The sequence below is a fragment of the Cyanobacterium aponinum PCC 10605 genome (assembly GCF_000317675.1).
Taxonomy (GTDB): Bacteria; Cyanobacteriota; Cyanobacteriia; order Cyanobacteriales; family Cyanobacteriaceae; genus PCC-10605.
In genome coordinates this window covers 2,897,485-2,921,570 of sequence record NC_019776.1, presented here as the reverse complement: position 1 = coordinate 2,921,570, position 24,086 = coordinate 2,897,485, and the positions used below count along the sequence as shown (strand labels likewise).

The 24,086-nt window shown below is 35.0% G+C and carries 23 protein-coding genes and 1 tRNA gene; 12 read left to right on the top strand and 12 right to left on the bottom strand.

The window, feature by feature from the left end:
- Nucleotides 1-141: 141 nt before the first annotated feature.
- Entirely contained in the window at nt 142-750 is a 609-nt protein-coding gene (locus CYAN10605_RS12250; RefSeq protein WP_015220266.1) for a class I SAM-dependent methyltransferase, read from the bottom strand.
- Between the two features lie 351 nt (nt 751-1,101).
- Between CYAN10605_RS12250 and CYAN10605_RS12245 the strand changes: the two genes are divergently transcribed.
- The 4 genes from CYAN10605_RS12245 (at nt 1,102) to CYAN10605_RS12230 (ending at nt 4,369) form a co-directional block, all read left to right on the top strand.
- Nucleotides 1,102-1,878: an RNA polymerase sigma factor SigF gene (locus tag CYAN10605_RS12245; RefSeq protein WP_015220265.1), complete on the top strand. Its 777-nt coding sequence runs from the start codon at nt 1,102-1,104 to the stop codon at nt 1,876-1,878.
- 50 nt (nt 1,879-1,928) lie between these two features.
- Nucleotides 1,929-2,002: transfer RNA gene (locus CYAN10605_RS12240), tRNA-Pro, on the top strand.
- Nucleotides 2,003-2,324: 322 nt separating this feature from the next.
- The gene (locus tag CYAN10605_RS12235) at nt 2,325-3,566 is read left to right on the top strand and encodes a DNA cytosine methyltransferase (protein ID WP_041922504.1); all 1,242 of its coding nucleotides are present in this window, start codon (nt 2,325-2,327) and stop codon (nt 3,564-3,566) included.
- Nucleotides 3,563-4,369 (top strand): endonuclease, encoded by an 807-nt coding sequence (locus CYAN10605_RS12230; protein ID WP_015220263.1) that lies wholly within the window; start codon nt 3,563-3,565, stop codon nt 4,367-4,369. Before CYAN10605_RS12235 ends, CYAN10605_RS12230 begins: the two co-directional genes overlap by 4 nt.
- Nucleotides 4,370-4,482: 113 nt before the next feature.
- Here the strand turns inward: CYAN10605_RS12230 and CYAN10605_RS12225 are convergent, their stop codons facing one another.
- The 3 genes from CYAN10605_RS12225 to bchM form a co-directional block, all read right to left on the bottom strand.
- Nucleotides 4,483-5,718 carry a vWA domain-containing protein gene (locus CYAN10605_RS12225; RefSeq protein WP_015220262.1) on the bottom strand — a complete coding sequence of 412 codons (1,236 nt, stop codon included), beginning with the start codon at nt 5,716-5,718 and terminating at the stop codon, nt 4,483-4,485.
- Entirely contained in the window at nt 5,715-6,425 is a 711-nt protein-coding gene (locus CYAN10605_RS12220) for a MerR family transcriptional regulator (RefSeq protein WP_015220261.1), read from the bottom strand. The genes CYAN10605_RS12225 and CYAN10605_RS12220 overlap by 4 nt, the downstream gene beginning before the upstream one ends.
- 200 nt (nt 6,426-6,625) lie before the next feature.
- Nucleotides 6,626-7,324: a magnesium protoporphyrin IX methyltransferase gene (gene bchM / locus CYAN10605_RS12215; protein ID WP_015220260.1), complete on the bottom strand. Its 699-nt coding sequence runs from the start codon at nt 7,322-7,324 to the stop codon at nt 6,626-6,628.
- A 215-nt stretch (nt 7,325-7,539) separates the two neighbouring features.
- Between bchM and CYAN10605_RS12210 the strand changes: the two genes are divergently transcribed.
- The 3 genes from CYAN10605_RS12210 to CYAN10605_RS12200 all read left to right on the top strand — a co-directional run bounded on the left by CYAN10605_RS12210 (nt 7,540) and on the right by CYAN10605_RS12200 (nt 11,860).
- On the top strand, nt 7,540-8,298 hold the full coding sequence (locus CYAN10605_RS12210; RefSeq protein ID WP_241212765.1) for a 16S rRNA (uracil(1498)-N(3))-methyltransferase: 759 nt from the start codon (nt 7,540-7,542) through the stop codon (nt 8,296-8,298).
- Between the two features lie 25 nt (nt 8,299-8,323).
- Nucleotides 8,324-9,139 carry a M48 family metallopeptidase gene (locus CYAN10605_RS12205; RefSeq protein ID WP_015220258.1) on the top strand — a complete coding sequence of 272 codons (816 nt, stop codon included), beginning with the start codon at nt 8,324-8,326 and terminating at the stop codon, nt 9,137-9,139.
- Nucleotides 9,140-9,334: 195 nt separating this feature from the next.
- Nucleotides 9,335-11,860, top strand: a complete 2,526-nt coding sequence (locus tag CYAN10605_RS12200; RefSeq protein ID WP_041922503.1) for a glycogen/starch/alpha-glucan phosphorylase — start codon at nt 9,335-9,337, stop codon at nt 11,858-11,860.
- Between the two features lie 253 nt (nt 11,861-12,113).
- On the opposite strand, the gene CYAN10605_RS12195 is transcribed toward CYAN10605_RS12200, so the two are convergent.
- The 6 genes from CYAN10605_RS12195 to CYAN10605_RS12170 all read right to left on the bottom strand — a co-directional run bounded on the left by CYAN10605_RS12195 (nt 12,114) and on the right by CYAN10605_RS12170 (nt 18,899).
- Nucleotides 12,114-12,521 (bottom strand): hypothetical protein, encoded by a 408-nt coding sequence (locus CYAN10605_RS12195; protein ID WP_015220256.1) that lies wholly within the window; start codon nt 12,519-12,521, stop codon nt 12,114-12,116.
- A gap of 304 nt (nt 12,522-12,825) precedes the next feature.
- On the bottom strand, nt 12,826-13,449 hold the full coding sequence (hisH, locus tag CYAN10605_RS12190) for an imidazole glycerol phosphate synthase subunit HisH (protein WP_015220255.1): 624 nt from the start codon (nt 13,447-13,449) through the stop codon (nt 12,826-12,828).
- A 59-nt stretch (nt 13,450-13,508) separates the two neighbouring features.
- A complete protein-coding gene (locus CYAN10605_RS12185; RefSeq protein WP_015220254.1) occupies nt 13,509-14,258 on the bottom strand; it encodes an SDR family NAD(P)-dependent oxidoreductase in 750 nt (249 codons plus the stop codon).
- A gap of 307 nt (nt 14,259-14,565) precedes the next feature.
- Complete coding sequence (locus tag CYAN10605_RS12180; RefSeq protein ID WP_041922864.1) at nt 14,566-16,119, bottom strand: B12-binding domain-containing radical SAM protein; 1,554 nt, start codon at nt 16,117-16,119, stop codon at nt 14,566-14,568.
- A 734-nt stretch (nt 16,120-16,853) separates the two neighbouring features.
- Nucleotides 16,854-18,146: a histidinol dehydrogenase gene (gene hisD / locus CYAN10605_RS12175; protein WP_015220252.1), complete on the bottom strand. Its 1,293-nt coding sequence runs from the start codon at nt 18,144-18,146 to the stop codon at nt 16,854-16,856.
- A gap of 327 nt (nt 18,147-18,473) precedes the next feature.
- Nucleotides 18,474-18,899: a DUF2996 domain-containing protein gene (locus tag CYAN10605_RS12170; protein ID WP_015220251.1), complete on the bottom strand. Its 426-nt coding sequence runs from the start codon at nt 18,897-18,899 to the stop codon at nt 18,474-18,476.
- 137 nt (nt 18,900-19,036) lie between these two features.
- Here CYAN10605_RS12170 and CYAN10605_RS12165 point away from each other — a divergent pair, with 137 nt between their 5' ends.
- Together CYAN10605_RS12165 and CYAN10605_RS12160 are read left to right on the top strand one after the other, a co-directional pair.
- Entirely contained in the window at nt 19,037-19,333 is a 297-nt protein-coding gene (locus CYAN10605_RS12165; RefSeq protein WP_015220250.1) for a sll1863 family stress response protein, read from the top strand.
- Between the two features lie 285 nt (nt 19,334-19,618).
- Nucleotides 19,619-19,912: a ferredoxin gene (locus CYAN10605_RS12160; RefSeq protein ID WP_015220249.1), complete on the top strand. Its 294-nt coding sequence runs from the start codon at nt 19,619-19,621 to the stop codon at nt 19,910-19,912.
- 128 nt (nt 19,913-20,040) lie between these two features.
- On the opposite strand, the gene CYAN10605_RS12155 is transcribed toward CYAN10605_RS12160, so the two are convergent.
- Nucleotides 20,041-20,664 carry a PAP/fibrillin family protein gene (locus CYAN10605_RS12155; RefSeq protein ID WP_041922863.1) on the bottom strand — a complete coding sequence of 208 codons (624 nt, stop codon included), beginning with the start codon at nt 20,662-20,664 and terminating at the stop codon, nt 20,041-20,043.
- Between the two features lie 65 nt (nt 20,665-20,729).
- Between CYAN10605_RS12155 and CYAN10605_RS12150 the strand changes: the two genes are divergently transcribed.
- The gene (locus CYAN10605_RS12150; protein WP_015220247.1) at nt 20,730-20,981 is read left to right on the top strand and encodes a DUF3134 domain-containing protein; all 252 of its coding nucleotides are present in this window, start codon (nt 20,730-20,732) and stop codon (nt 20,979-20,981) included.
- A gap of 304 nt (nt 20,982-21,285) precedes the next feature.
- Complete coding sequence (locus CYAN10605_RS12145; protein ID WP_015220246.1) at nt 21,286-21,630, top strand: ArsR/SmtB family transcription factor; 345 nt, start codon at nt 21,286-21,288, stop codon at nt 21,628-21,630.
- A 341-nt stretch (nt 21,631-21,971) separates the two neighbouring features.
- On the opposite strand, the gene CYAN10605_RS12140 is transcribed toward CYAN10605_RS12145, so the two are convergent.
- Nucleotides 21,972-22,415: a hypothetical protein gene (locus CYAN10605_RS12140; RefSeq protein WP_015220245.1), complete on the bottom strand. Its 444-nt coding sequence runs from the start codon at nt 22,413-22,415 to the stop codon at nt 21,972-21,974.
- Between the two features lie 734 nt (nt 22,416-23,149).
- On the opposite strand from CYAN10605_RS12140, the gene cobS reads away from it, so the two are divergent.
- A complete protein-coding gene (gene cobS, locus CYAN10605_RS12135) occupies nt 23,150-23,908 on the top strand; it encodes an adenosylcobinamide-GDP ribazoletransferase (RefSeq protein WP_015220244.1) in 759 nt (252 codons plus the stop codon).
- Nucleotides 23,909-24,086 lie beyond the last annotated feature (178 nt).

The window sequence follows — 24,086 nt, the reverse complement described above, 5'->3', positions numbered from 1 at the left end:
TATTGATTTTTTTCTTCTTAATTTTTAACTGACTTAACTCAATGTTAATGTTGCTAATAAAAAACCTGAAACCTGCCACCCGAAACCCATTCATGTCCAATAAATATTAGGTAAGTCGAACTCAGGTTAAGTATTTCTTAATTATGGACGTTGGAAAATCGTTAAAACCACCCCACCTAAAATATACTGATGGTCAACTGTAATTAATCCAGCCTGTGAAGCTAATTTTTGTCTTTGAACTTGATCATAAAAACGAATACCTCCCGGAGTGAAAAATATTTTTTTCATTTGATTATTTCCTAAATAATCCGCTAAATAAAAATAACCGCCTTTTTTTAAAACCCTAGCCACTTCCTGAAAAACCTTTTCTGGCTGTAGATAATGCAAAAAGCTAATTGTATTAAAAACTGCATCAAATTGATTATTTGCAAAAGGTAAATCATGAGCATCAGCACGGACAAAGATTAAACGGGGATGATGGGTATTTGCTAAACGGGCTTTAGTCAGCATTTCTGGCGATAAATCCGCCCCTATCCCTTTTAAATCGGAAAATTTCTCTGCTAATCGATTCAGCAATTTTCCTGTACCACACCCTAAATCCAAAATCAAAGGAGAAGAAGGTAAATTAATATAATCTAATAAACGGGTATGAATTGCTTGATAAAAGACGGTAGTAAGAGTAAAGTCGTAAAATTTAGCCCAAATATCGAAAAAAAACTGTTTTTGCCGAATAAAAATATCTTCTTGCATATTTATCTATCTTGTATAAATTTACTCAGAAAAAAAATTAATAAATCTTTAGGTTATTTTATATTAATTAATGTAAACAAAAACAATAAAATAATTTAATTATGATAAATTTTTCCCCCGATAAATTGCCGATAGTTTATCAGTATAAATAGTGATAAATAATTTATGCTTTAGACAAAATTAATAAAAAAATACAGTGAATACCCTGTTGTTTTTAGATAACTTGATCAAATACAATAAAATATAGATTAAAAATGAAAGTTTAAATATAATTTTGATAGTATCTTGCTTTGATATTAATTATGATGCGACCAATCTGTGTTGACTTTAGTATAAATTGAGATAAGAATTATGACTACTTTAAAAACACACTCTGAGTATAAACAAGAAAACGAAAAACTTTTTGTAAATTATAGACAAAATCGAGATTTGAGGGTCAGAAACCAAATTTTAGAGTTGAATATGGGATTGGTGCGTAAAGAGGTGTGTCATTGGTTGAATCAGTGTCAGGAGAATTATGATGATTTATTACAAGTAGGTTGTATTGGTTTAATCAGGGCAATTGATCGCTACGATATAGAAAAAGGTTTTGCTTTTAGTTCCTTCGCTGTTCCTTATGTCAGAGGAGAAATACAACATTATTTAAGAGATAAAGGTTATTCTATTAGGATTCCTCGTCGTTGCTTAGAGTTAAAGAATCAGTCTAACCGCATTGTAAGAAAACTCAGAAATGAATTAAATCGACAGCCCACAGATCAAGAAATTGCAAGGGAATTAGGAGTTTCTTTACAGGAATGGCATGATGTTAAACTAGCTCATCAAAATCGAGAACCTATTAGCCTAGATATTAATGCCAATGATGAAGATGAGCGTAGCACTTTAGGGGACTGTTTACCTGATCATCAATATCGTAGTTTTCAGTTGGCACAGGAAGATAAAATTCGTTTACAAAATGCTTTATCTCAACTAGAGGATGGTACTCGCAAGGTTTTAGAATTCGTATTTTTACAAGATTTAACCCAAAAAGAAACTGCCGATATTTTAGGAGTGAGCGTGATAACCGTATCCAGAAGAATAAAAAAGGGTATTGTGAAAATGAGAAATTTAATTAAACCCGATGAATTCTAAGATGAAAAATGATTTGATATTCAAGATATGTTATGATTATTAAACGATAGCGGGATGTAGCGCAGCTTGGTAGCGCACTTCGTTCGGGACGAAGGGGTCGCAGGTTCAAATCCTGTCATCCCGATTATTCTACTGTACAGTGCCAAATCAATTGTCATCGGTGACAAATTACTGTCATTGTGTCAAATGGGGTAAGGATTTAAAGATTTGATTGACTGATTATAATATAATAGGATTTAAAATTTCAAGTTAAAAAGGAAAATATTATGATCGCACCTCATCCCTTACACAAAATGCGATCGAACCTCTCCACCCACAGAAATCGGTGTTTACGATTTTAAAGTAATTCAATGACAGATAATTACATAATAACTACTCTTTTAAATAAATTGCTCTTGAAATAAAATCTTTTTCCTGATAAAGTTAACAGGTAGTGTTATGTTAAAATGATGAAGAGACCAACCGTAATTGACCTTTTTTCAGGATGTGGAGGAATGTCATTAGGTTTAGAAGCCTCTGGATTTGATGTTGCCGTAGCCGTAGAATTTGACGCAATCCATGCCTTAATTCATCATCTCAATTTTCCCTACACCCACACTATTTGTCAAGACATAAACCATCTCAACACCGACTATTTAAAAGGGATTCTCCAAGCTAAAGGTATTGATGAGGTTGATTTAATCGCAGGAGGTCCACCCTGTCAAGGTTTTTCTCTCATGGGAAAAAGACAATTAGATGATCCTCGTAACTCATTGGTATTCCAGTATGTGCGAGTGATTCGAGATTTACAACCGAAATATTTTGTCTTTGAGAATGTACCCGGTATCGCTGTTGGTAGTCATAAACAATTTTTAGAAGAGTTAATTAACGAATTTGAATCATTGGGTTATCATATCGCCAAACCTATTAAAATTCTCGATGCAAGTCTTTTTGGCGCACCTCAGAAGCGAAAACGCCTTATCCTTATGGGTAGTCGTCATGATATGCAACCTGTTAACTATCCCCTCGAAACAAAGGAATATAATGATGTGGAAAATACTATCAATGATTTAAGCAATATTCCTGCTTTTATCGGGAAAAATGAGAGTATAGACGCAAATAAACTGGATTATTCAGGGTTTAGACGTAATTTTGCTTTAAAACCTCAAGGTATTTATGGATTATGCCATGATCGACAACGAGATAATTTAGTTTATAATCATGTAGGCTCAAACCATACAGAAAAATCAAAACAACGTTTTCAAAATACCCCTCAAGGGGAAGTGGAAAAAACCAGCCGTTTCTTGAAACTTTCACCTACAGGATTATGTAATACGTTAAGGGCGGGAACTGCCAGAGATAAAGGGGCTTACACCGCAGCTCGTCCAATCCACTACAATCAACCGAGATGTATTACAGTTCGGGAAGCTGGAAGACTGCACACATTTCCCGATTGGTTTTTATTTCATGAGACAATTTGGCATGGTTTTCGAGAAATTGGCAACGCAGTTATTCCCATGTTAGCTAAGGGAATTGGTGACGAAATAATTAAAGTTTTAGAAGTGGATATTAACCAATTAGAAGTGAGAAAATTAGAAAAAATTGATTTAGAATTTATGGCTTATAACATGGACAAAGCATCAAATTACTGGAATGTTTCTAATGATATAATTCCGAAAAGAAAAAGATTAGAAATGAATGTTTTATGAGTAAATATAAATATGACGCCATTATAGAAACAGTTTTCTTTAATAATTATAAGGAAGGTGATGAAAAAGTATCATTTGTTAGAGAAGAATTAGCTAAAGCCTGTGATACTTTAAATATCAGTAGAATAAAAAATTTAGGAGATATTCCCTATAAATATCGATTTAGAAAAGATTTACCTGATTCCATCAAGAATAAAGCTCCTGAAAATACTGATTGGATTATAGTTGGTACTGGTAGAGCTTCATACGAATTTAGACAAGCAACTCCAGGAAAAATTGAAGTAACAAAAAATAGACAGTTAATAAAAATACCAGATGCGACTCCTGAAATTGTTAAACGTTATGCACCGGGTATGGATGAACAAGCCTTATTAACTAAAGTTCGATATAATCGACTAATTGACTTATTTACTGGATTAACTTGCTATTCAATTCAAAATCATTTAAGAACCAGTATAGATACTATTGGACAAATTGAAATAGATGAAATTTATTTAGGAATTAATAAAAGAGGTGCTCATTTTGTTTTACCTTGTCAAGCGAAATCACCGGGTGATAGCTTTGGTATTGTACAAGTCATGCAAGATATAGAATTTTGTAAAATTCGCTATCCGAATTTAATTTGTAAGCCTATTGCTTTGCAGTTTTTAAGTGATAATGATGTAGCTATTTTAGAGTTATCTGTAGAAGAAAGTCAGGAAAAACTTCGTCTTTCTGTTGTGGAAGAAAAACATTATCAATTAGTGTTAAAAAATGATATTTCAGAACAAGAAATTAAGAATATTTGTGAACAAGAAGAATAAATTGAATGACTTATAAATTTATAGATTTGTTTGGTTGACTTTAGCAATTTATGCAGTTTTCCTCTAATATTTTTTGATGAAGCCCCGAAGGGCTTACAACGATCGCACCTTTATTAACGATTACGACGTTTGCTATAATTTTGAAACAGAGCTTTTTTCCGCATGGATTTACTCTCTCCCCTTTCTAAATTCTCCAATAAATTGTCTATTTCTGCCACTTCAGGGGCTATCATATCAAAACACACCCCAGAAGACATCATTTCTTCTTTTGCCTCCTGTAAACGCTCTTTTGTACCCCAAACATCCCCTCGATCTAAAGATGCGATCGCCTCTTCTTTTGCCCGTGAAGCCATTAACTGAGCGACTTTTGCCTTTACCTCCTCATTAAAAAGATAATCATGCAACTGGGCGGAATTAACCACAGGTAACTGTAACTGATGATGAGTTACCTTTCTTGACTGAGTTTCATTATCATCATAAGCCAAACGAAAATCCACCAACGGTACAGAATTAGTCATAGGGGGGATTTTCAACCGTAAAACTACATCAATATCATTTCCTGCCACTAGATTCGGTAACTTGTAATTACCAAACTCCGTTTTATCCAAATCATTAAACACATCCACCAATTCCACAGGTGCAAAAGTTTTAATGCCCAAACTCACCTTCTGCCCGATAGTTGCCATAATCCCCTGTAACTCAGCATTGAAAATACTTGGTAACTGATCAGGATTTTGGATAAAGTAATAATTACCATCCCCAGATAACGCCATTCCCTGCATCAAATCTTCATTAAAATCATCCCCGATGCCCATAGTCGTAGTGTTAACACCCCGTTTACTCAAGCCATTAACATCATTTCCAATGACATCAGGATTCGTTTCCCCCACATTAGCTAAACCATCGGATAACAGAATAACACGGCTTAAACGTTCCGGTTGCAGATACTTACTCACTTGAGTCGCCCCTTCTAACCAACCATCATACAATGCCGTCATATTGCGAGGAGTGATGCCATTGATGCGATTAATGATATTCTGTTTATCGGTAGCGTGTTGAGAGGGAATAATCACTTCTACTTGATCATCATAAATGGTAACACTAATTCTGTCTGACTCCGATAACTGTTGCACCGCATAAATAGCCGCCTGACGGGCATACCTGATTTTATCACCTCCCATCGAACCAGAGCGATCAATTACCAACCCTAAATTAAGGGGAGGGCGTTGTCGATTAGTCTGGATTTCTGGTATGGTGATTCTGACAATCACATCGAGATTAGTAACGCTATCAGAAGCAATAGCATCCCTTAAACAGATAAATTGTACTTGAGGTTTGATAATGCTCATAACTGTCTCCTTTTGAAGAATTTACTTAAAATATTGCGGAAAAGTTCTATTAAAGATTCTCGCTCTTTAAGACTATTGGGATAAACAAAATCATCACGAATATGTAACTCCAAACCATCTAAAATCCTTAAACGAGTCCAACTCTCTTCCTTATCTAATAAATTTTGATGATTATAAGTCTCATCTAACGCAGACATGGTATCTTGATTCGGTGCGGGTGATGACTGGCTTTTTTGTTTAACGTTACCTCTGATAGTTGATGGTGATTGACTTCTTTTTCCTTTTAAATCAGCGAGAAAATCCAAAGCGGAATTAGTTGAATTGTGGATTGATTGTAACGGGGGATGAGCCGTAGTAAGATTAAGAGAAATACCTCCGATTAATAAACTTTTTAACTCCTCGTTAGTTTTCGAGGTAAGTAAATCATTAATTGCTGTTGTGCCGATACCATCACTGAGTAAACGTTTAATCAACAATAACTGCAAGAGATGACGATAACGATAAAAAGCATAACGATTTTGGCGAATAGGCTCATCCATCAACCTTTGACTGGTGTAACTGCGCACTAGGCGAGTGTTAATTTCTTCTTTAACTTTGCTATTACCTTTAATATCAGGAAGATAAAGAGGTAATAATCGATTAGCTACCTCCACAAATTCATCAATTAACCATTCTTGATGGTTATTTTCTAATGTTTCTAAATCCATAACTTTAATGTAACACTTGCCTTAAAAGTTGTCAATATCATTTTTCAATGTCATCGCTTTGATGATAGAATTTTCCGTAGGGGTTGAATACTATTCAACCCACAATCATTTGTTAAATCGTCTCTTATTTAGTTTGTTTTACCGAATACCTACCGTTTAGCAGATATTCTTATATCGAACTGAAGTGAGTTCCAGTAAAATTATCTGACTGCCTCTAAAATGCGAGAATAATAAAAACTTGTACTCGTCATACCAGTGCGTTTAATTTGAAAGCCGTTATCTTGAAGGATTTTAACAATATCTTCCTCTTTATGTTGATAGGCACGGGTTGTCTTGCTGGGGCCAGGGAAAAATTCACCAATGCGTTTTAATAGAGTCAGAAAGAAAGTTTTAGGAGCAAAGCTAAGAATCAATCGAGATTTTGTTAGGGATGATAGGTGATTAATCATTTTTGCGGCATCTTCTGTGGGATAGTGAATGAGAACATCTAAACAGATAACCGTGTCATAACTTCCCCTAATAGATTCTAAATCTTGCACCCCCAATCTAATATTGCGGGGATTTTTCATCACTTGTTTAATTCTTTCTGCGGCTTCTCCTACCATTTTGGCGGAAATATCGCTAGCGTAAACTGTTGCACCTTCTTGGGCAAGGGGAAGGGTTAAACTTCCGACTCCACATCCTGCGTCACAAATTGAGAGTTGAGATAAGTTACCGTCATCTTTAAGCCAACTAACAACGGTGTCAATGGTTTGTTGATGCCCTTGGCGGATGTCTAATTGCACTTTATTAACTTTTCCTTCGCCGTAAATATTACGCCAGCGCTCGAAACCGGTGGCGTTAAAATATTCTTTGACAACGGTTTTATCGTCTATGGTTTTTTTTGTCGTATTGACCATTTTATATATGCCTGAAAATAAGTAATTGATTAAATACAATCTCTTAATGTATCATCGTTTTGTCTTCTGTTTTGTAAGGCTTTTGTTAATTAAGCTATAATTTTTGACCCTTTAGTCTAGTTGTTCAATAATTACTCAAATTATTTCTACTTTTTTCTTACCGCAACCAAAAAAATTTATCCCGAACTCAGGTTAAGATAGAGTAGTTTTTTGGCTTGTTATGGAAGGATTTTCATTTGTATCGTTTAGTTATTGACCCTCAACAGAAACAAGGTAATTGTATCATCTTAAAATCAGATCAAGAGCATTATTTACGTAGGGTAGTGCGGTTAAATAGTGGTGATGATTTTATTGCTATGGATGGTAGGGGTAATTGTTGGCAGGTAAAATTAACGGTGACTGGTAACGAAATTGTTACATCTTTTCGGGAAAATAGGGAGTTAACTACGGCGGTGAGTTTGATTGTGGCTTTGCCAAAGGGTAGCGGTTTTGAAGATATTATTCGTTGCACTACAGAGTTAGGGGTTACTAAATTATACCCTGCTATAAGCGATCGCACTTTATTAAAACCAAAGGAAAATAAATTAGAAAGATGGCGAAAAATTGCCTTAGAAGCGGTTGAACAGTCAGAAAGACAAATTTTGCCCTATATTGCTGAACCAATGCCTATAAAAGTGCTATTTGAGCAATTTAAACTAAATAATAACCCAAAATATATTGCTTCCGCCCGGAGTAACGCCCCTCATTTAATGGAGTTTTGTCAACAAGATTTTCAAGATAATCCTCCCTCAGAAATAATTATTGCCACTGGTTGTGAAGGAGGTTGGACTCCTAAGGAAATAGAAAATGCGATCGCATCTGGTTTTCAAGAGGTGTCTTTAGGAAAAAGAATTTTAAGGGCGATTACTGCCCCAATTATGGTAATGGCTTTAGTTGCTTCTTACAGTGAAATATTTGAGCTAAAATCAGAATAGCTACTCTTAAGATTATTAAGATAAAATGTCTTTTAAATCCCCCATTATTGAGAATAAAAATCCTGAACCAAATAAGCGTCAATTATTAACAATATTTTTTCTATTTGGGGGAACATTAACTTTTTTAATTTTCTTAATTTTTTATTTATTTAACCAACTGATTTATTTAGTTCCCCTTGAAGTTGAGGAAAAAATAGGTAATTTAATTATTGAACAAATTGCCCCTGAAAAAGAAAACTCAAATATCTCTCAACAACTAAATGTGCTTGTTGATGAAATCGAAACATTATTACCTAATAAAAATAATGTAAAAAGAAATTATGAAGTTATTTATGTTCCTGAAAATACAGTCAATGCCTTAGCTATACCCGGGAATAAGATTGTAGTTTATGAAGGATTATTAAAAGAATTAAAATCAGAAAATGAATTGGTAATGATTTTAGGTCATGAAATAGGACATTTTGCCCATCGAGACCATTTAAGAAGTTTGGGAAATATGCTCTTATTTAAATTAATAATTAGTTCAATTATTGGTGATTTAGATATTTTTAGTTCTGGAGTTGATCTTGCTAATGTTATTATTAATACTCAATATTCTCAAAGACAAGAAATGAAAGCAGATGAATTTGGATTAGATATTTTAAATAAATATTATGGTCATGTAGGAGGTGCGATCGCATTTTTTGAAACTTTAGAAAAGAAAGAAAATAATTCAAATAAACTGTCCTTTTTCTCAAGTCACCCATCTCCCCAAAATAGAATTAAAAACCTACGAAAAATTATTGAAAAAAAAGATTATATCGAAAGCCAACCGCAAGAGCTTAACATCTTACAAGATTAAAAATAGTGACGCTATGTTAATAAATATAAAGTTATTTTAAGGTTTTTACCAACAAAAATATACGATTGAAAGTACATAACAACAAATGTAGGGTAATCTTGACTTACAGAAGTTAAATAGAAGAAAAAAAATATTCTAATTGTGAGAAAATCATATAACCTAAAGAGTATAGAGAGTATTGAAAATCAATTAAGTATGATTAAGAAAACCACATCCGGTCTATTTCGTAACAATTCTGCAAAAGAAGAACCTACGATAAGAGTAGAGGACGATCGCACCGGGATGAGTTCAGAAACCTTGAAAAGAGCGTTTTTGGACAACTTATTTTATATTCAGGGCATAAATCGTTCTGATGCTAGTAATTACGACTATTACGTCGCTTTAGCTTATACCATAAGAGATAGATTACTACACCGCTTCTTAAAAACAACAGATACCTACAAAAAAAATCGCACCAAAATAGTGTGTTATCTATCCGCAGAATTTTTGATGGGTCGTCACCTAGGCAATAATTTAGTTAATCTCGACATTTATCAAGAAATCGAAGAAGTATTAAAAGAATTAGGACTAGACTTAGAGGAATTATTAGAACAAGAACCAGACCCCGGATTAGGAAACGGTGGTTTAGGAAGATTAGCGGCTTGTTTCTTAGATTCTCTGGCTTCTTTGGAAATTCCCGCTATTGGTTACGGGATTCGTTATGAATTCGGCATTTTTTACCAATTAATTAGAGATGGTTGGCAAGCAGAAATTCCTGATAACTGGTTAAGATTTGGCAACCCTTGGGAATTACCACGTCCCGATGAAACCGTAGAAATCAAACTCGGTGGCCATACTCAAGGTTATCACGACAGTAAAGGACAGTATAGGGTATCTTGGATTCCTGATCGTACCGTTGTCGCTATTCCCCATGATACTCCCGTGCCGGGTTACAAAACCAATACCGTTAACCCCTTAAGATTGTGGAAAGCAGAAGCGAGTGAAGCCTTTAACTTTGAAGCCTTTAACGCAGGAAACTACGATCGCGCCGTTGAAGAAAAAATCAACTCAGAAACTATTTCCAAAGTTCTTTACCCCAACGATAACACCCCCGCAGGGAAAGAATTAAGACTAGCACAACAATACTTTTTTGTCTCTGCATCTTTGCAAGACCTAATTCGCTTACATCTACGTAACAACACCAGTTTAGACAACTTCCACGAACGCTTTGCCATTCAACTTAATGATACTCATCCAGCCATCGCCGTTGCTGAATTAATGCGTCTTTTAATAGATGAACACGGTATGGAATGGACACAAGCATGGGATATTACTCAAAAAACCCTTTCTTATACTAACCATACCCTGATGCCAGAAGCATTGGAAAAATGGTCTGTTAATCTCATGGAAAAACTTCTACCTCGTCACATGGAGATTATTTACCATATCAATCATCTTTTCCTCGAAAATGTACGTTCTTGGTATCATGAAAACCATGAAATTATCGATCAAGTATCCTTAATTGAAGAAGGAGAAGATAAAAAAGTCCGCATGGCACACCTAGCTTGTGTAGGAAGTCACGCCATTAATGGTGTTGCCGCCTTACATACAGAGTTGTTAAAACAAGACACTCTACGCGCTTTTGCTTTCTTGTGGCCCGAAAAATTCTTTAACAAAACCAATGGAGTTACCCCCCGTCGTTGGATTTTACTCAGTAACCCCCTCTTATCTAAACTAATTACCTCAAAAATTGGTGATGGTTGGTTAAAAGACTTAAACCAAATGCGTCAACTAGAAAAATTTGTTGATGATGCACAATTTTGCAGTGAATGGCGGGAAATCAAAAAAGCTAATAAACAACGTTTAGCAGAACACATTTTCAAAAAATTAGGTATCGAAGTCGATGTTAATTCCATCTTTGATGTACAAGTGAAACGCATTCATGAATATAAACGTCAACACTTGATGGTATTGCATATAATTGACCTCTATAACCGCATTAAACGCAACCCAGACGCTGATATTTACCCTCGCACCTTCATTTTTGGCGGAAAAGCGGCTCCGGGCTACTTTATGGCGAAATTAATTATTAAATTAGTTAACAGTGTCGCAGAAGTTGTTAACTCTGATCCTGATGTGCGAGGACGCTTAAAAGTAATTTTCTTACCTAACTTTAACGTTTCTCTGGGACAAAAAATCTACCCTGCCGCCGACTTATCAGAACAGGTTTCCACCGCAGGAAAAGAGGCTTCAGGAACTGGTAATATGAAATTTGCCATGAATGGGGCGTTAACTATTGGTACTTTAGATGGTGCTAATATTGAAATTCGAGAAGAAGCGGGTGCAGAAAATTTCTTCCTCTTTGGTTTAACCGCCGAAGAAGTCTATCGTCGTAAAGCAGAAGGTTATAATCCCCACTCTTACTATGAACAAAATCAAGAATTACGGGATGTAATTGATCGCATTAAAGATGGTACATTTAGTCACGGTAACACCGAACTATTTAAGCCTATTGTCGATCAACTCTTATATGATGATCCTTATATGCTAATGGCAGACTATCACTCCTATATTGAATGTCAAAAACAAGTTGCGATAACTTACAGAGATCAAGAAAAATGGACGAGAATGGCTATACTCAATAGTGCCAGAATGGGTAAATTTTCGAGCGATCGCACCATTAAAGAATATTGCGATGAAATCTGGAAAGTCAGTCCCGTTAAAATTAAACTAGAATCCTAGGAGTTTAGGTATTTAACCTCAGTTCGTTTAAGGGTAGGTGTCAGGTGTTGGGGATAGGGGGATAAGGTTTCAGGTTTCAGGTTTCAGGTTTCAGGTTTTAGAAGAAAGTAACGAGTAACGAGTAACCAGTAATTATCAACTATTCACTATTTACCTTTGCCCTCCCCCCTCTCGAGGGGGGATAAAGGGGGGTTTGCCCCTTGCCCTTTTTGCCATCACTCATAAATGAAAATTTATCCCAAACTCAGGTTAATTAAATGTATGGTCTTCCTTTTTTGCTTAAACATTTAAAAATATTAGAATAATTCATGGAGTTTCCACAGTCTTTTAATTCTGATTCTACATAGAATTTATCTTGAATATATTTAAAGCAAGTGATAGTTCGAGAAGATATATTAAATTTTTGTTCGCAGAAAAAAACCGCATCAGGATCAAAAAAAGTAGTTTCACTCAATATTTTATTACAATCATTTTTAAGACTGGAACTGGTGAAAGACTGGCAAATATTATCTACTTGTTGTAATCCTAGTTTGAAATAGTAGCGATTTCTGAGGAGATTTTCAGAAGGAGTTGATTGAATTTGTGCCGACGCTTTTTTATCAGAAAAATTACTACTCAATAAAATAAAAAATACACAACAAATCTTGCTAAAATTCTTCATTTTCTTTTGAAGTTAGTTTTTCTTCTATTTTAGATGAATTATAATTGAGTTCTCTTCTTTATTTTTATGATCATAATTCCAAAATTTTATTCCTAATTCCTCCTCAATTTATTTGGTTCTTCAGAGTGTGGTTATGATAAATTAATAAAAAATAACTTCCATAACCTTTATTGAATAGTGTTTATAGTAAAATAAAAACTAAAAGTTTATAAATTATTATTTAATAATCCCCTATTGCCTATTGCCTCTTGCCTTTCAGCCTACCCTAACTAATAATTTACACGACGAGAAGTGATAGAACCATTTATTTTTTGACAAAATCAACAAAATTAGTGAGAATTTGTAATCCGTAATCAGATGATTTTTCTGGGTGGAATTGTACGGCCATAATATTTTCAAATGCGATCGCAGCCGTTACAGTTTGTGAGCCATGAGTAACCTGTGCGGCAATAACCTGAGAATCACGAGGAGAAACAAAATAAGAATGAACAAAGTAAACGTAAGGAGATACAGGAAGATTTTTCCAAAGGGGGTGATTTGCCTGAATTAAGTCTAAATTGTTCCATCCCATGTGAGGAATTGTTAAATCTGGTTCAGATTGAAAACGCTTAACTTGACCTTTAATAATACCTAAACCAGACTCTTTACCTTCTTCTGATGACTCAAATAAAATCTGTAATCCCAAGCAAATACCCAAAAAAGGCTTACCACTTTTTACAAAATTCTGAATCGGTGTTACTAAGTCTCTTTGTTGCAGATGTTGCATTGCTGGATCAAATGATCCTACTCCGGGTAAAACCACTCCATCAGCTTGGGCAATTACTTGAGGTGAATCAGTAATAATAGGATTTGCCCCTGCTTTTTCTAGCCCCTTACAGGCGGAGTGTAAATTTCCCATATCATAGTCTATTACGGCAATTTTAGTCATGAAAGTATCTAATTTAAAAGGAATTAAGTCTAAATTTTACAATTTGAAGGCATACAGTGTCACCACGGCAAAATATTACCATCCCAATTTACAAATTGACCGTTATTTTCTGGGGTGAGATGATTGATTATGGATAATAACTGTTGAGTGCATTTTTCAACGGAAAATAATTTTTCTGGGGATACATTTGCTTGAAAAGGTTTCGATAAATTGGTGTCGGTTGTACCCGGGTGTAAGGCTACCACGGTGGTGTTTTTGACTACCCGATTATATTCAATGGCAATATTTTTGATGAGCATATTTAAAGCCGCTTTAGAGGCACGATAGCCATACCAACCGCCAAGGCGATTATCTTCAATACTACCTACCTTTGCGGAAATAATAGCGAAAATAGTCTTGTCTGAATGTTTAAACAGGGGCATGAGATGTTTTGCCCATAAAGCAGTAGGAATAGTATTTACTTGAAAGTAGCGGAGTAAATTATCGGAGTTGATATGTTTTAAACTCTTTTCAGGAAATAAGTTTTCCTCGTGTAAAATACCAACACAGTTAATGACTAAATGAAGTTTATCCACATGAGATTGGATTGTTTTTGAAGAAGATGCGATCGCACCTTCTTGGGTCACATCAACTTCAAGGGGAATAATTTTTTGGGGGTATAGGTCAACAAGATTAAACAAATTTTGGGCAGTTTCACGACAACGGTAAGTAACAAAAAGAATTTCTACATCAGAGTAAGACATCAATTTATGAACAAATCCTTCGCCAATGCCCTTATTTCCACCAATAACTAAAATATTTTTACCCATTCAAAATTTACAAAGTCAGGAATTAAATTAACTATTTATAACATTATGAAAACTTTAGTGCGATGCAGGAATGTATGATTTAGGTAGGTTTCAGATTGCAGTTTTTATATTTATTCAAACATTGATAATTCGTCAAAAAAAGAAAAGAAGAAAATCAATAAACATAAGTTTTTTGTAAATTATTATAACTTTTATTGTAACTTTCCCCTTTCTCCCCTTTTAAAAAGAGATACACAGAGGTTTACCTTTTCCCTTTTCCCTACCACTACCAGACAATTTTAGATCGAACTTAGGTTATGACAGTTAATTATAACCTTGTCGTCAAAGGATCATAACCAAGTTGGTGAATAATTCTCTCTTTTGCTAATTGTCGATATTCCCAAAAATGCTCTCCTAAAGCACATAATCCCAAGTAGAGACTCAAAAATTGAGGACGAGTCTTAAGCATAATCCAAAATTGTTGCCAAAACTGTTGTCGTATATCAGGCATCAATAGCCCCTGTTTCCAAATTAACTGGGCAACGATTCGAAGCATTTTATCAATAGGGAAATAAATTTGCTGTTGTGAATTAGGGTTGGGTGTTATGTTAAGACATTGTTGAAAACAACGTTTGAGATATGAAGTAGGTTCATACATTTGCCATAAAGCGTCAAGATACTCATAGGCAATTTCACTAATGGGGCGAGTGGGGACAAAATTCATCAGTGTGTTTTGATCTCCATATTCTACAACGCCCTTGTCTTCAATCAATCTTTGCTCTTGTTTTAAACGATTCCATAAAGCAGTATTCGGAAGTGCTTGTAAAATTCCTAACATTGGTTGCGGAATAGATGTTTGTTCCACAAAAGATTGAATTCTTTTACCTGCACCAGCCCTTTCTCCGTCAAAACCCATGATAAAACCGGCATAAATCATTAAACCAGCTTGATTAATCTTGCGACAGGATTCTGCTAGGGGATTACGAGTGTTTTGATATTTACTCGTTACCTCCAAACTATCTTGATCAGGGGTTTCTATACCCAAAAAGACACCAAAAAATCCCGCTTGAGTCATTAATTCCAGTAATTCGGAGTCTTCAGCTAAATTAACGGATGCTTCTGTTAAAAAAGTGAAGGGATAGTTTCGTTTTTGCATCCAAGGAATAAGACTACGCAATAACTGTTTTACATTCCGTTGATTACCGATAAAATTATCATCCACGATAAAAACGGATCTACGCCATCCTAAATCATAAAGATACTGCAATTCAGAAAGAACTTGCACCACACTTTTTGTGCGGGGTTTACGTCCATAAAGTGAAATAATATCGCAAAACTCACAGTTGAAAGGACAGCCACGAGAAAATTGGATTGACATCATCAGATAATCATCACGTTTCAATAGATCAAAACGAGGCATTGGACTAAGGGTGACATCGGGTTTTTCTGTGGCTCGGAAAATTCCTTTTTCCTGTCCTGTGGCGATCGCTTCTAAAAATTGTAGGATGGTAATTTCCCCTTCATCTAAAATTAGATAGTCAGCCCCAGAATCTAATGCTTCATGAGGTAAGGATGTAGGATAAGGACCACCAACGGCTACTTTTTTACCCATATCAACGGCTTTACGAATTAAATAATGAAAATCCTTTTTTTGAACCATCATCGCTGAAAGGATAACAAGATCGCACCATGCCCAGTCATTCTCCCTTTCCATTCCAACATTACGATCAAAAAAACGAATTTCCCAGTCTTGAGGTAATAAGGATGCGATCGTAATAATACCTAGAGGTGGAATTAATGCTTTGAGACCCGCTACTTCCATAAATCGGTCATAAGACCAAAACGTTTTGGGGAAGAGAGGGTATAATAACAAAACTTTCACTGTATTCACCCACTTTATAATTACAATATTTTGCTTTATTATTTTTATTGGGCTAAATTCCATCAATTAACTATTAATTGAAAAGCCAATTAAATCAAATATAATTGTCATTAATAATTTTGTCTGTTCCATAACGTACAGATCAATTAACTTACTTAATGAAACGTAAAATAAATTAATTTTTTGTTAATGATTTGAAGAAAGAAAATTAACAATAAATAAACGAAAAATTAGTGATTATTAGTGAAGTTTTTTTGATAGCAAAACCCCTGATTCACAAAGATTTCAAACAAGTGCATTCATACCTAAGAATGAATACATGAATGGTTAATAAGAATTGCGTAAGACAAGAATTTTAAGCTATTTTCGAGATAAAAAAGAAGATTTAATTTAGTTTTCCCTGAATAATTTGAAATTGATTGTTTTTTCTTAACCTAATACCCAATAGTTTCCTAAGTTCGATATGAAATTGTCTGGTAGGAAATAGAGAACAATATTCAACCTCAGTTCGGTTTAAGAATATCGGATAAGGTTAAGTGTCAGGGTTCAGAGTTCGGGGGAGAGGGAGATGGGGTGATGAGGTGAGGGAGTGAGAGGGGGATGTAGGGGCGAATGGCCATTCGCCCGTAAAGGTGTTCGGAGTTTTTAATTCTTAATTCTTAATTATCAATTATTTACCATTGCCCATTGCCTACCCTAACCAATAATTCACATATTCAATAGTTATAAAGCCGTTATTTTGTGCGATATTTCACCGAATTACCATGGGATGGTAAACCCTCTGCAATAGTTAAATCAATAATTGCCTTAGACACTTTTTGTAAAGCAGATGGACTATATTCGATGATGCTTGAGTATTTCATGAAAGTTTCTACTCCTAAAGCAGAAGCGTAACGAGCCGCTCCAGAAGTTGGTAAAGTATGATTAGGCCCCGCTAAATAGTCTCCTACCGCTTCAGGGGAAGAATTACCTAAGAAAATAGCCCCGGCATGGCGAATATGCTCTAATAAATCCCAAGGAGATTCTACTTCTAGCTCTAAATGTTCAGGAGCGAATAAGTTTGATAGTTCGGCGGCTTCGGTTAAATTTTTCGTAAGAATAATTACCCCATAATGGGCAATTGCTTTTTCAGTAAGAGTACGACGGGGATGATTTTCTAACTGTTGGTCAACTTCAGCTTGGACTTGTTGAGCTAATAACTCACTATCTGTAACTAATATAGCCGCCGCCATGGGATCATGCTCTGCTTGGGCTAATAAATCAACAGCCACATGTACTGGATTCGCTTGACTATCAGCAATAATTAAAACTTCGCTAGGACCTGCTAAAGAATCAATGCCGACTCTGCCATATACTTCTTTTTTTGCTAGGGTTACATATATATTTCCAGGACCAGTGATGACATCCACTCTAGGAATAGTTTCTGTACCATAAGCTAATGCCGCCACAGCCTGCGCCCCACCTACTCGATAAATTTCTGTTACTCCTGCTTCACTAGCGGCCACTAAAACTGCGGGGTTGATTTTACCACCTTCTGAAGGGGGTGTCACCATTACAATACGAGGCACTTGAGCAACTTTGGCGGGTATGGCATTCATTAACACGGTGCTAGGATAAGAAGCTCTTCCCCCTGGTACATATAAACCTGCTCTATCAACGGGGGTATAACGTCTGCCCAATACCACATTATCCTCTGCAAATTGTACCCATGATTTGGGGGTGCGTTGTTGGTGAAAAGCCTCGATTTTTGTTGCTGCCAATTTTATTGCCTGAAGTAAATCAGGGGAAATCTGTTGATAAGCCGCATCAATTTCTGAGCCACTTACTTTCAGTTTTTCGGGCGGAATTACTTGTCCATCGAATTTTTCTGTATATTCCAAAAGGGCGCGATCGCCATTTTTCTTGACTGTAGCGATAATTTCTCGCACCGTTGCCGATTGTGTTTCTATGTTTTCATGATAAGTCCGCTCACTAATCCGTTGCAATTCTTGTCGTGCTTCGCCTTGGTCTGTTATTATTCGCAACATTTAGATTCTATCAAACTAATATAAACCTTAAACTATTTGTTTTATGATAGCAGTGTTGAGGGGTTGTTTGGGGAAAACAAGTAATGAGTAACAGATAATGATGAATGATTAGAGAGGGAGAGATGGGTTAATAGTTCGAAGTTATGCAAGAGGTTTCAAGTTGCAGGTGTTTGGGGGATGAGGGGTGAGTAGGGGCTTAGGGTATTGGGGTGTTAGGGAGAAACAAGTAATGAGTAATGAATAATGAGGATGAGAATTAGGAGTTTTTAATTATTCACTATTCACTATTCACTATTCACTAATTGCTCTTTGCTTAAATCAGGTTAATTAATTTCTAGTTAACCATTTTTGACCGTTAAGGCGTTGTAAAGTATATAGAACCATCAAATCAAGATTTACTCTGCGCTCATCAATCATAAATGATTCTAGGGTGCTAGGTTTTTCCCCTTTTGCAGTACAAGAAAATCCTTTTTGTCCGCTAATATCTTCCTCTAAAAAGTATAAATAAAAGGTGCGGTCTCCTAAATCCCCAATGATTTGCCAACATTCAGGGCTAGACTCATAGCCAGTGATGGGAATTTTTGCTTTTTTAAATTCTAATGCCACTTCTGACAATCCTTTTTCTGTTAAAGCCTTTTCCAAGCTAGGAGTAAAATGTTCTGACATAAACTCCTCAAAGGGCTTGTCTTCTAAGGCAGGGGGTTTAGCTTTTTTTGCTGGTTTGGTTGGTGTTGTTTTTGTTTCTTCTGTCATTATCTTTTTCTCTGATAACTGTGATTATTTTACTGCAAATTTATATTATCTATTTAGATTAAGATTCTTGAAAACAGTTGCTATAATTCTAGTGGTTATCCGTTCCTATAAACCTATTAAAACAGGAGAAAAAACCAATGAATAACAGAGAAGCCTACCAAGGTGAGATGGAAAAAAAACTTCAAGAATGGGGGGCAAAATTAGATGAATTGAAGGCAAAAGCCGATAATATTGGAGATAATGTCAGAGCTGAATATGACAAGCAAATGCAAGATCTACAAGCTAAAAAAGACAATTTAGAAGAGAAATTAGCTGAATTAAAATCTACTAGTGATGACGCTTGGACAAGTGTTCAGTCTGGTTTTCAAAGTGCGTGGGAAGAATTAAGTGCTGGTTTTGAAGAGGCTTTTTCTAAGTTCTCTAAGGAAAGTTAGTGATAAGTATTTTTAATAGTCTATATTTTACTTATTTCCAAGTCTATACATAAATAAACTTTTCTCAAAGTCTTACTATAAAAGGGACATAAATAATATAAATCTTTTAAATAGCTAATATGTCCCTCATCTTATATGATAAGTTAAGATTATGATAAATAGAGAAAACAATTTCATTTTTAATGTGTATAGAATATTGAGCATTTATCCTTTACTATTCTTATTAGACCTACTTTAAAAAGTAAGGAAAATTTTTTGTTAATTGTTCATCAAAGGAAATAGAATATGGCAACTTATAACGTAACTTTAATTACTCCCGACGGCGAACAAACTATCGAAGTACCCGATGATGAGTATATCCTTGATGTTGCTGAAGAACAGGGTATTGATTTACCTTATTCCTGCCGTGCTGGTGCTTGTTCTACCTGTGCTGGTAAGCTCGTTGAGGGTACTGTTGATCAATCTGATCAGTCTTTCTTAGATGATGATCAAATCGAAGCTGGATATGTTTTAACCTGTGTTGCTTATCCTACTTCTGATTGTAAAATCGAAACCCACAAAGAAGAAGACTTGTACTAATTCTCTCGTCTTTTTCCTATAGGTTGTTAGGTGTTTGGTTGTGGGCGTTGGGAATTATGTAACTCCTGACTCCTTACTTCTTACTCCTGACTCCTACTCTCAGCAGGATGTTTTTGATCATAACTTAGTTAACATTTTTCTAAGATAAATACGTTGCCTTGATTTCCTCTACCAATTCTTAAATCTTCGTCTAGGTAGGTAATTTCTAGCCATCCCCCTTCATTCTTATCGCTACTAAATAATAAATTGCGATCGCTCCAAGGAAAATTTCCCCAATTTAAATCCACGGCAGGAAAGAGTTTTCCCATTTCTATTTTGTTAATTAAATCTTTAGGGGAAATATAGCCCAAAACTTTTTGCAAGCCAATAATAGAACGTTGAAAACGGACATTAACTCTTTTACTTGAAACCGTGTCAATTTTCGCCGCTACGCTGATGAGTCCTTCCAGAAACGGTAATCCCATTATTTCAGCTATATTGTAAATCCTGCTTCCTTCCGTGCGAATACACTGATAAATTTCTCCTAATTTGACAAAAGGTAGGTTATCTAAGCCTAAAATATTTTTACTGGTAGTATATAGAAGTCTCCAATCACCATTAAGTAAGTCTGGTTTGTCTAAAGGATCAGCCGTTGGGTTATGATCTTCTAAACGTTCTACTGCTGTAAGAATTTGTACTTTATCTTTTTCTGTAGCTAATAAACCTCTATTTTTACCTGCGATCGCCTGTAACAATTCTTTTTTATAATTAATCATGATTTATATTTTAACAGATGGTATAATCATATATTGCTCAACATTTAACTATTAAATAGTTTATGAAAAATCCGGCTTTGCGTAAAGAGAAACGCTATGAACCTGCACCAGTTATACCTTTAAAACAAGATGGGTCTCTTTTAGATTGGTTAGAAGCAAATGACCGCATTATCTATAGGGAAGAAAGAGAGGATAGATTAGTTGAAACTGCCGTCACTGAAGATGAGGAAATCAGTGATTTAATCGAAGGTGAAGAAGATGAATTTGATCCTGATGAATTAGATGATTTTGATGATGAAGCTGATATTGTCTAAATTCCCATAGATATAAAAAGAGAGGAAAAACAAAAAAATAAGCTAAATGAGTAGTAGGTAATAATTAATAGGTGATAGGTTAGGGTATAAAAAGATTGGAGTGTTAAAAAAAATCGTGAATAATTGACGATAAATAGTAAAAAATGAAATAATTATTGACTGATTGCCAATTTTTTAAGGAATTTTGCTCAAAACTAATTTCTTTTTAATTATGAGCAACTCTCGATAAAAATACTTATCACAGATTAAAATTAACTTTCCAACTCTCCCCCCTAATTATTTATTATCTATTTTTGATTAACCCATGAAACCCGTACCTCCAGAAGTATTAGAACAAGTTGCAGAATATTTTAATATTCTCAGTAATCCCATGCGTTTACAAATTCTCAATTTGTTAGGGGAGGGAGAAAAATGTGTGCAAGAGTTGGTTGAAGCAACAAAAACAAGTCAAGCAAATGTTTCTAAACATTTAAAAATAATGTTTCAAGCAGGTATTATCAATCGTCGTCCTGATGGTACTTCTGCTTACTATTATATTGAAGATTCTTTAATTTTTGATTTATCTCATCTAGTTTGTAATCACTTAGCCGACAAAATCGAAAAACAGGCTTTGAAGTTCCGTAACTTACCGATAGCGAAGAAAAACTAAGTTAATTTGAGTTGGGGGTATTGTGTTAGGAGTTAGGAGAGTTCGCTTCGCTCGTACACTCCTTTCAGTCGTGAACGGAATTTTTAATTTTTAATCATTCGCCACTGCTCTTTTTCCTTTACTCACCAAAATCAGGAAGACTTATCCTGAATTCAGATTACTCATTACCCATGACTCATTAACTAACCTCAGTTCGGTTTAAGGGCATTTTATCGTTATTTCTAAGAAGAAGCTATAAGGTTTCTGACTACGAGAAAATAATGCTTTCAGCTTATCAAAAACTCAGGTTAACTATTATTTTTCAACACCCTAAACTCCTAATAGTCTGAGAAGGAAACCTTCTAAAAATCTTCATCTAGCTGAACATCCCATTTAGCGGAGAAAACTTCTCCTAACATTTCTTCTAAACTATCAAAACCCAAATTTTTAGAAACTTGTTGCTCTTGACTGGTATTCACAAAAGGAATTAACTTGAGAATGCGATTATCTTGGACTAAATCAAAATGAGTTTCTTGAGGGGAGACTTGATTTAATTGCAAATAATCAAAACTTTGAACGTTGATGTAAAGACTATTATTAACTACCACTGTTGCTTGATTCGGGTCATTAAACACTTCTAAAATCCAACCTTGCCCTTGATTTTGAATTACTCCATCAATGCTATGTAGATAACGCACCTGAGTTAAATCGTTAATGAGGCGTTTCATATCTTCTTTATTTACTAACATCCCCGTTTCTATGATGCAGGGGGCAGGTAATTGACGATAATTTGGTTGATGATTCATAGTTATTAACCCTTTTTTGCTCCTAATTTATTTTGTCTAAATTGAATAGATTTTGATACTATCACTTAATTTATTGTCTAAGAAAAAAGTTAGCACTTTTTTTTTTTTCGCTTAAAAATACATGGGCTAGCCTTCCTAAAAACAGACGCAAGGATAAAGATTAAACTTATTCAAGATAAGAAATAATCCTTCTTAACTCTGTGATTTTGTATCAAGATTCTAAGGTTTTACTCTTAAAGAGTATTTAACCATCCCAAATGGCGAATTATTTAACTCATACTCTATTTTAGGACTGCTAGAAGCTAGTCTTAATATCATTTCAAGCTGAGATTTTTTTTGACAAAACAGTCAATTTCTATTTTTATGTTAATAGCAAATTTGGGATTTTACGAATTTTGTTTTTTTGCTACCACACAATCTTAACCTAAAATTAAATATTTGTTCAGGTTGACTTTTATTTTCTTTATGATTGATCTGTTGCAAAATAAAAATTGGTGTTGCTAATTGTAGATATGATTTTTCATTTAACCTCAGTTTGGTTTAAGAATATCGGGTAAGGGTAGGTGTTAGGTTTCAGGTTTCAGGTTGCAGGTGTCAGGGTGTTTAGGAGATAGGGAGATGATGGGATGAGGGGAGAGGGGGAAACAAGTAATGAGTAATGAGTGTTCGGAGTTTTTAATTCTTAATTCTTAATTCTTAATTATTTATCTTTGCCTAACTTCTGTAAAAATTTAATGAAAAACTTTGTATCCTCTTTTTTTGGGGCTGTTATTTTCTATAGTCGTATTCCCCTTCCCTCTTTTATTTCAATAAGTTTTTTTAAGATTGCTTTATGGCTACCTTGGATTGGAGTTTTGTTAGCTAGTTTACTCAGTGTTTTTGCTCTAATTCTCGATGTTATTGGCTTCCCTCCTCTAACTAAAATTGTTTTACTTGTCTTTGCTTGGATTTGTGTAACTGGTGGATTACATTTCGATGGTGCGATCGATGCTGGGGATGCTTGGGGGGTGCAGGGGGATCAAAAAAAACGCTTAGAAGTGATGCAGGATAGTCGTGTTGGTGCTTATGGGTTGATTTCTGGTATTTTTTTGGTTTTGCTCAAAATTGTCAGTTTATATGAGCTTTCTATACCTTTATGGTGGGGCTTAATGATTTCTATGAGTTGGGGAAGGTGGGGACAATTAGGTGCGATCGCACTTTATCCTTACGTGAGAGAAGAAGGAAAGGGAGCTTTTTTGAAAAAAGACTTAAATTTCCCTTTAGACGGCATTATTGGTTCTTTATTTATCATTTTTTTGATAATTATTCAAATTTACTTTTTAGGAAATTCACTCACTCAAGTTATCACTACAAATATAATTGGTGCTAGTATTTCTTTAATGATGGGATGGTTAATTCAAAAACCATTAGGAGGACATACAGGAGATACTTATGGTGCTACTGTTGAATGGAGTGAGGCTTTAATTCTTTGTTTTTTGAGTATTAAAAGTTGACAATAAATATAAAAACAAGGGTTTTGGCAACCAAAAGTTAACACAAGAGAATTGTTCAAAGAGCAAAATACCCCATCCACTTGAGTGATTAGCAATTAGTAACTCCGAACCTCTGAAACCTGACACCTGACACCTGCTATCTACTCCCCTGACATCACTTTTTCATCAACCCCTAATC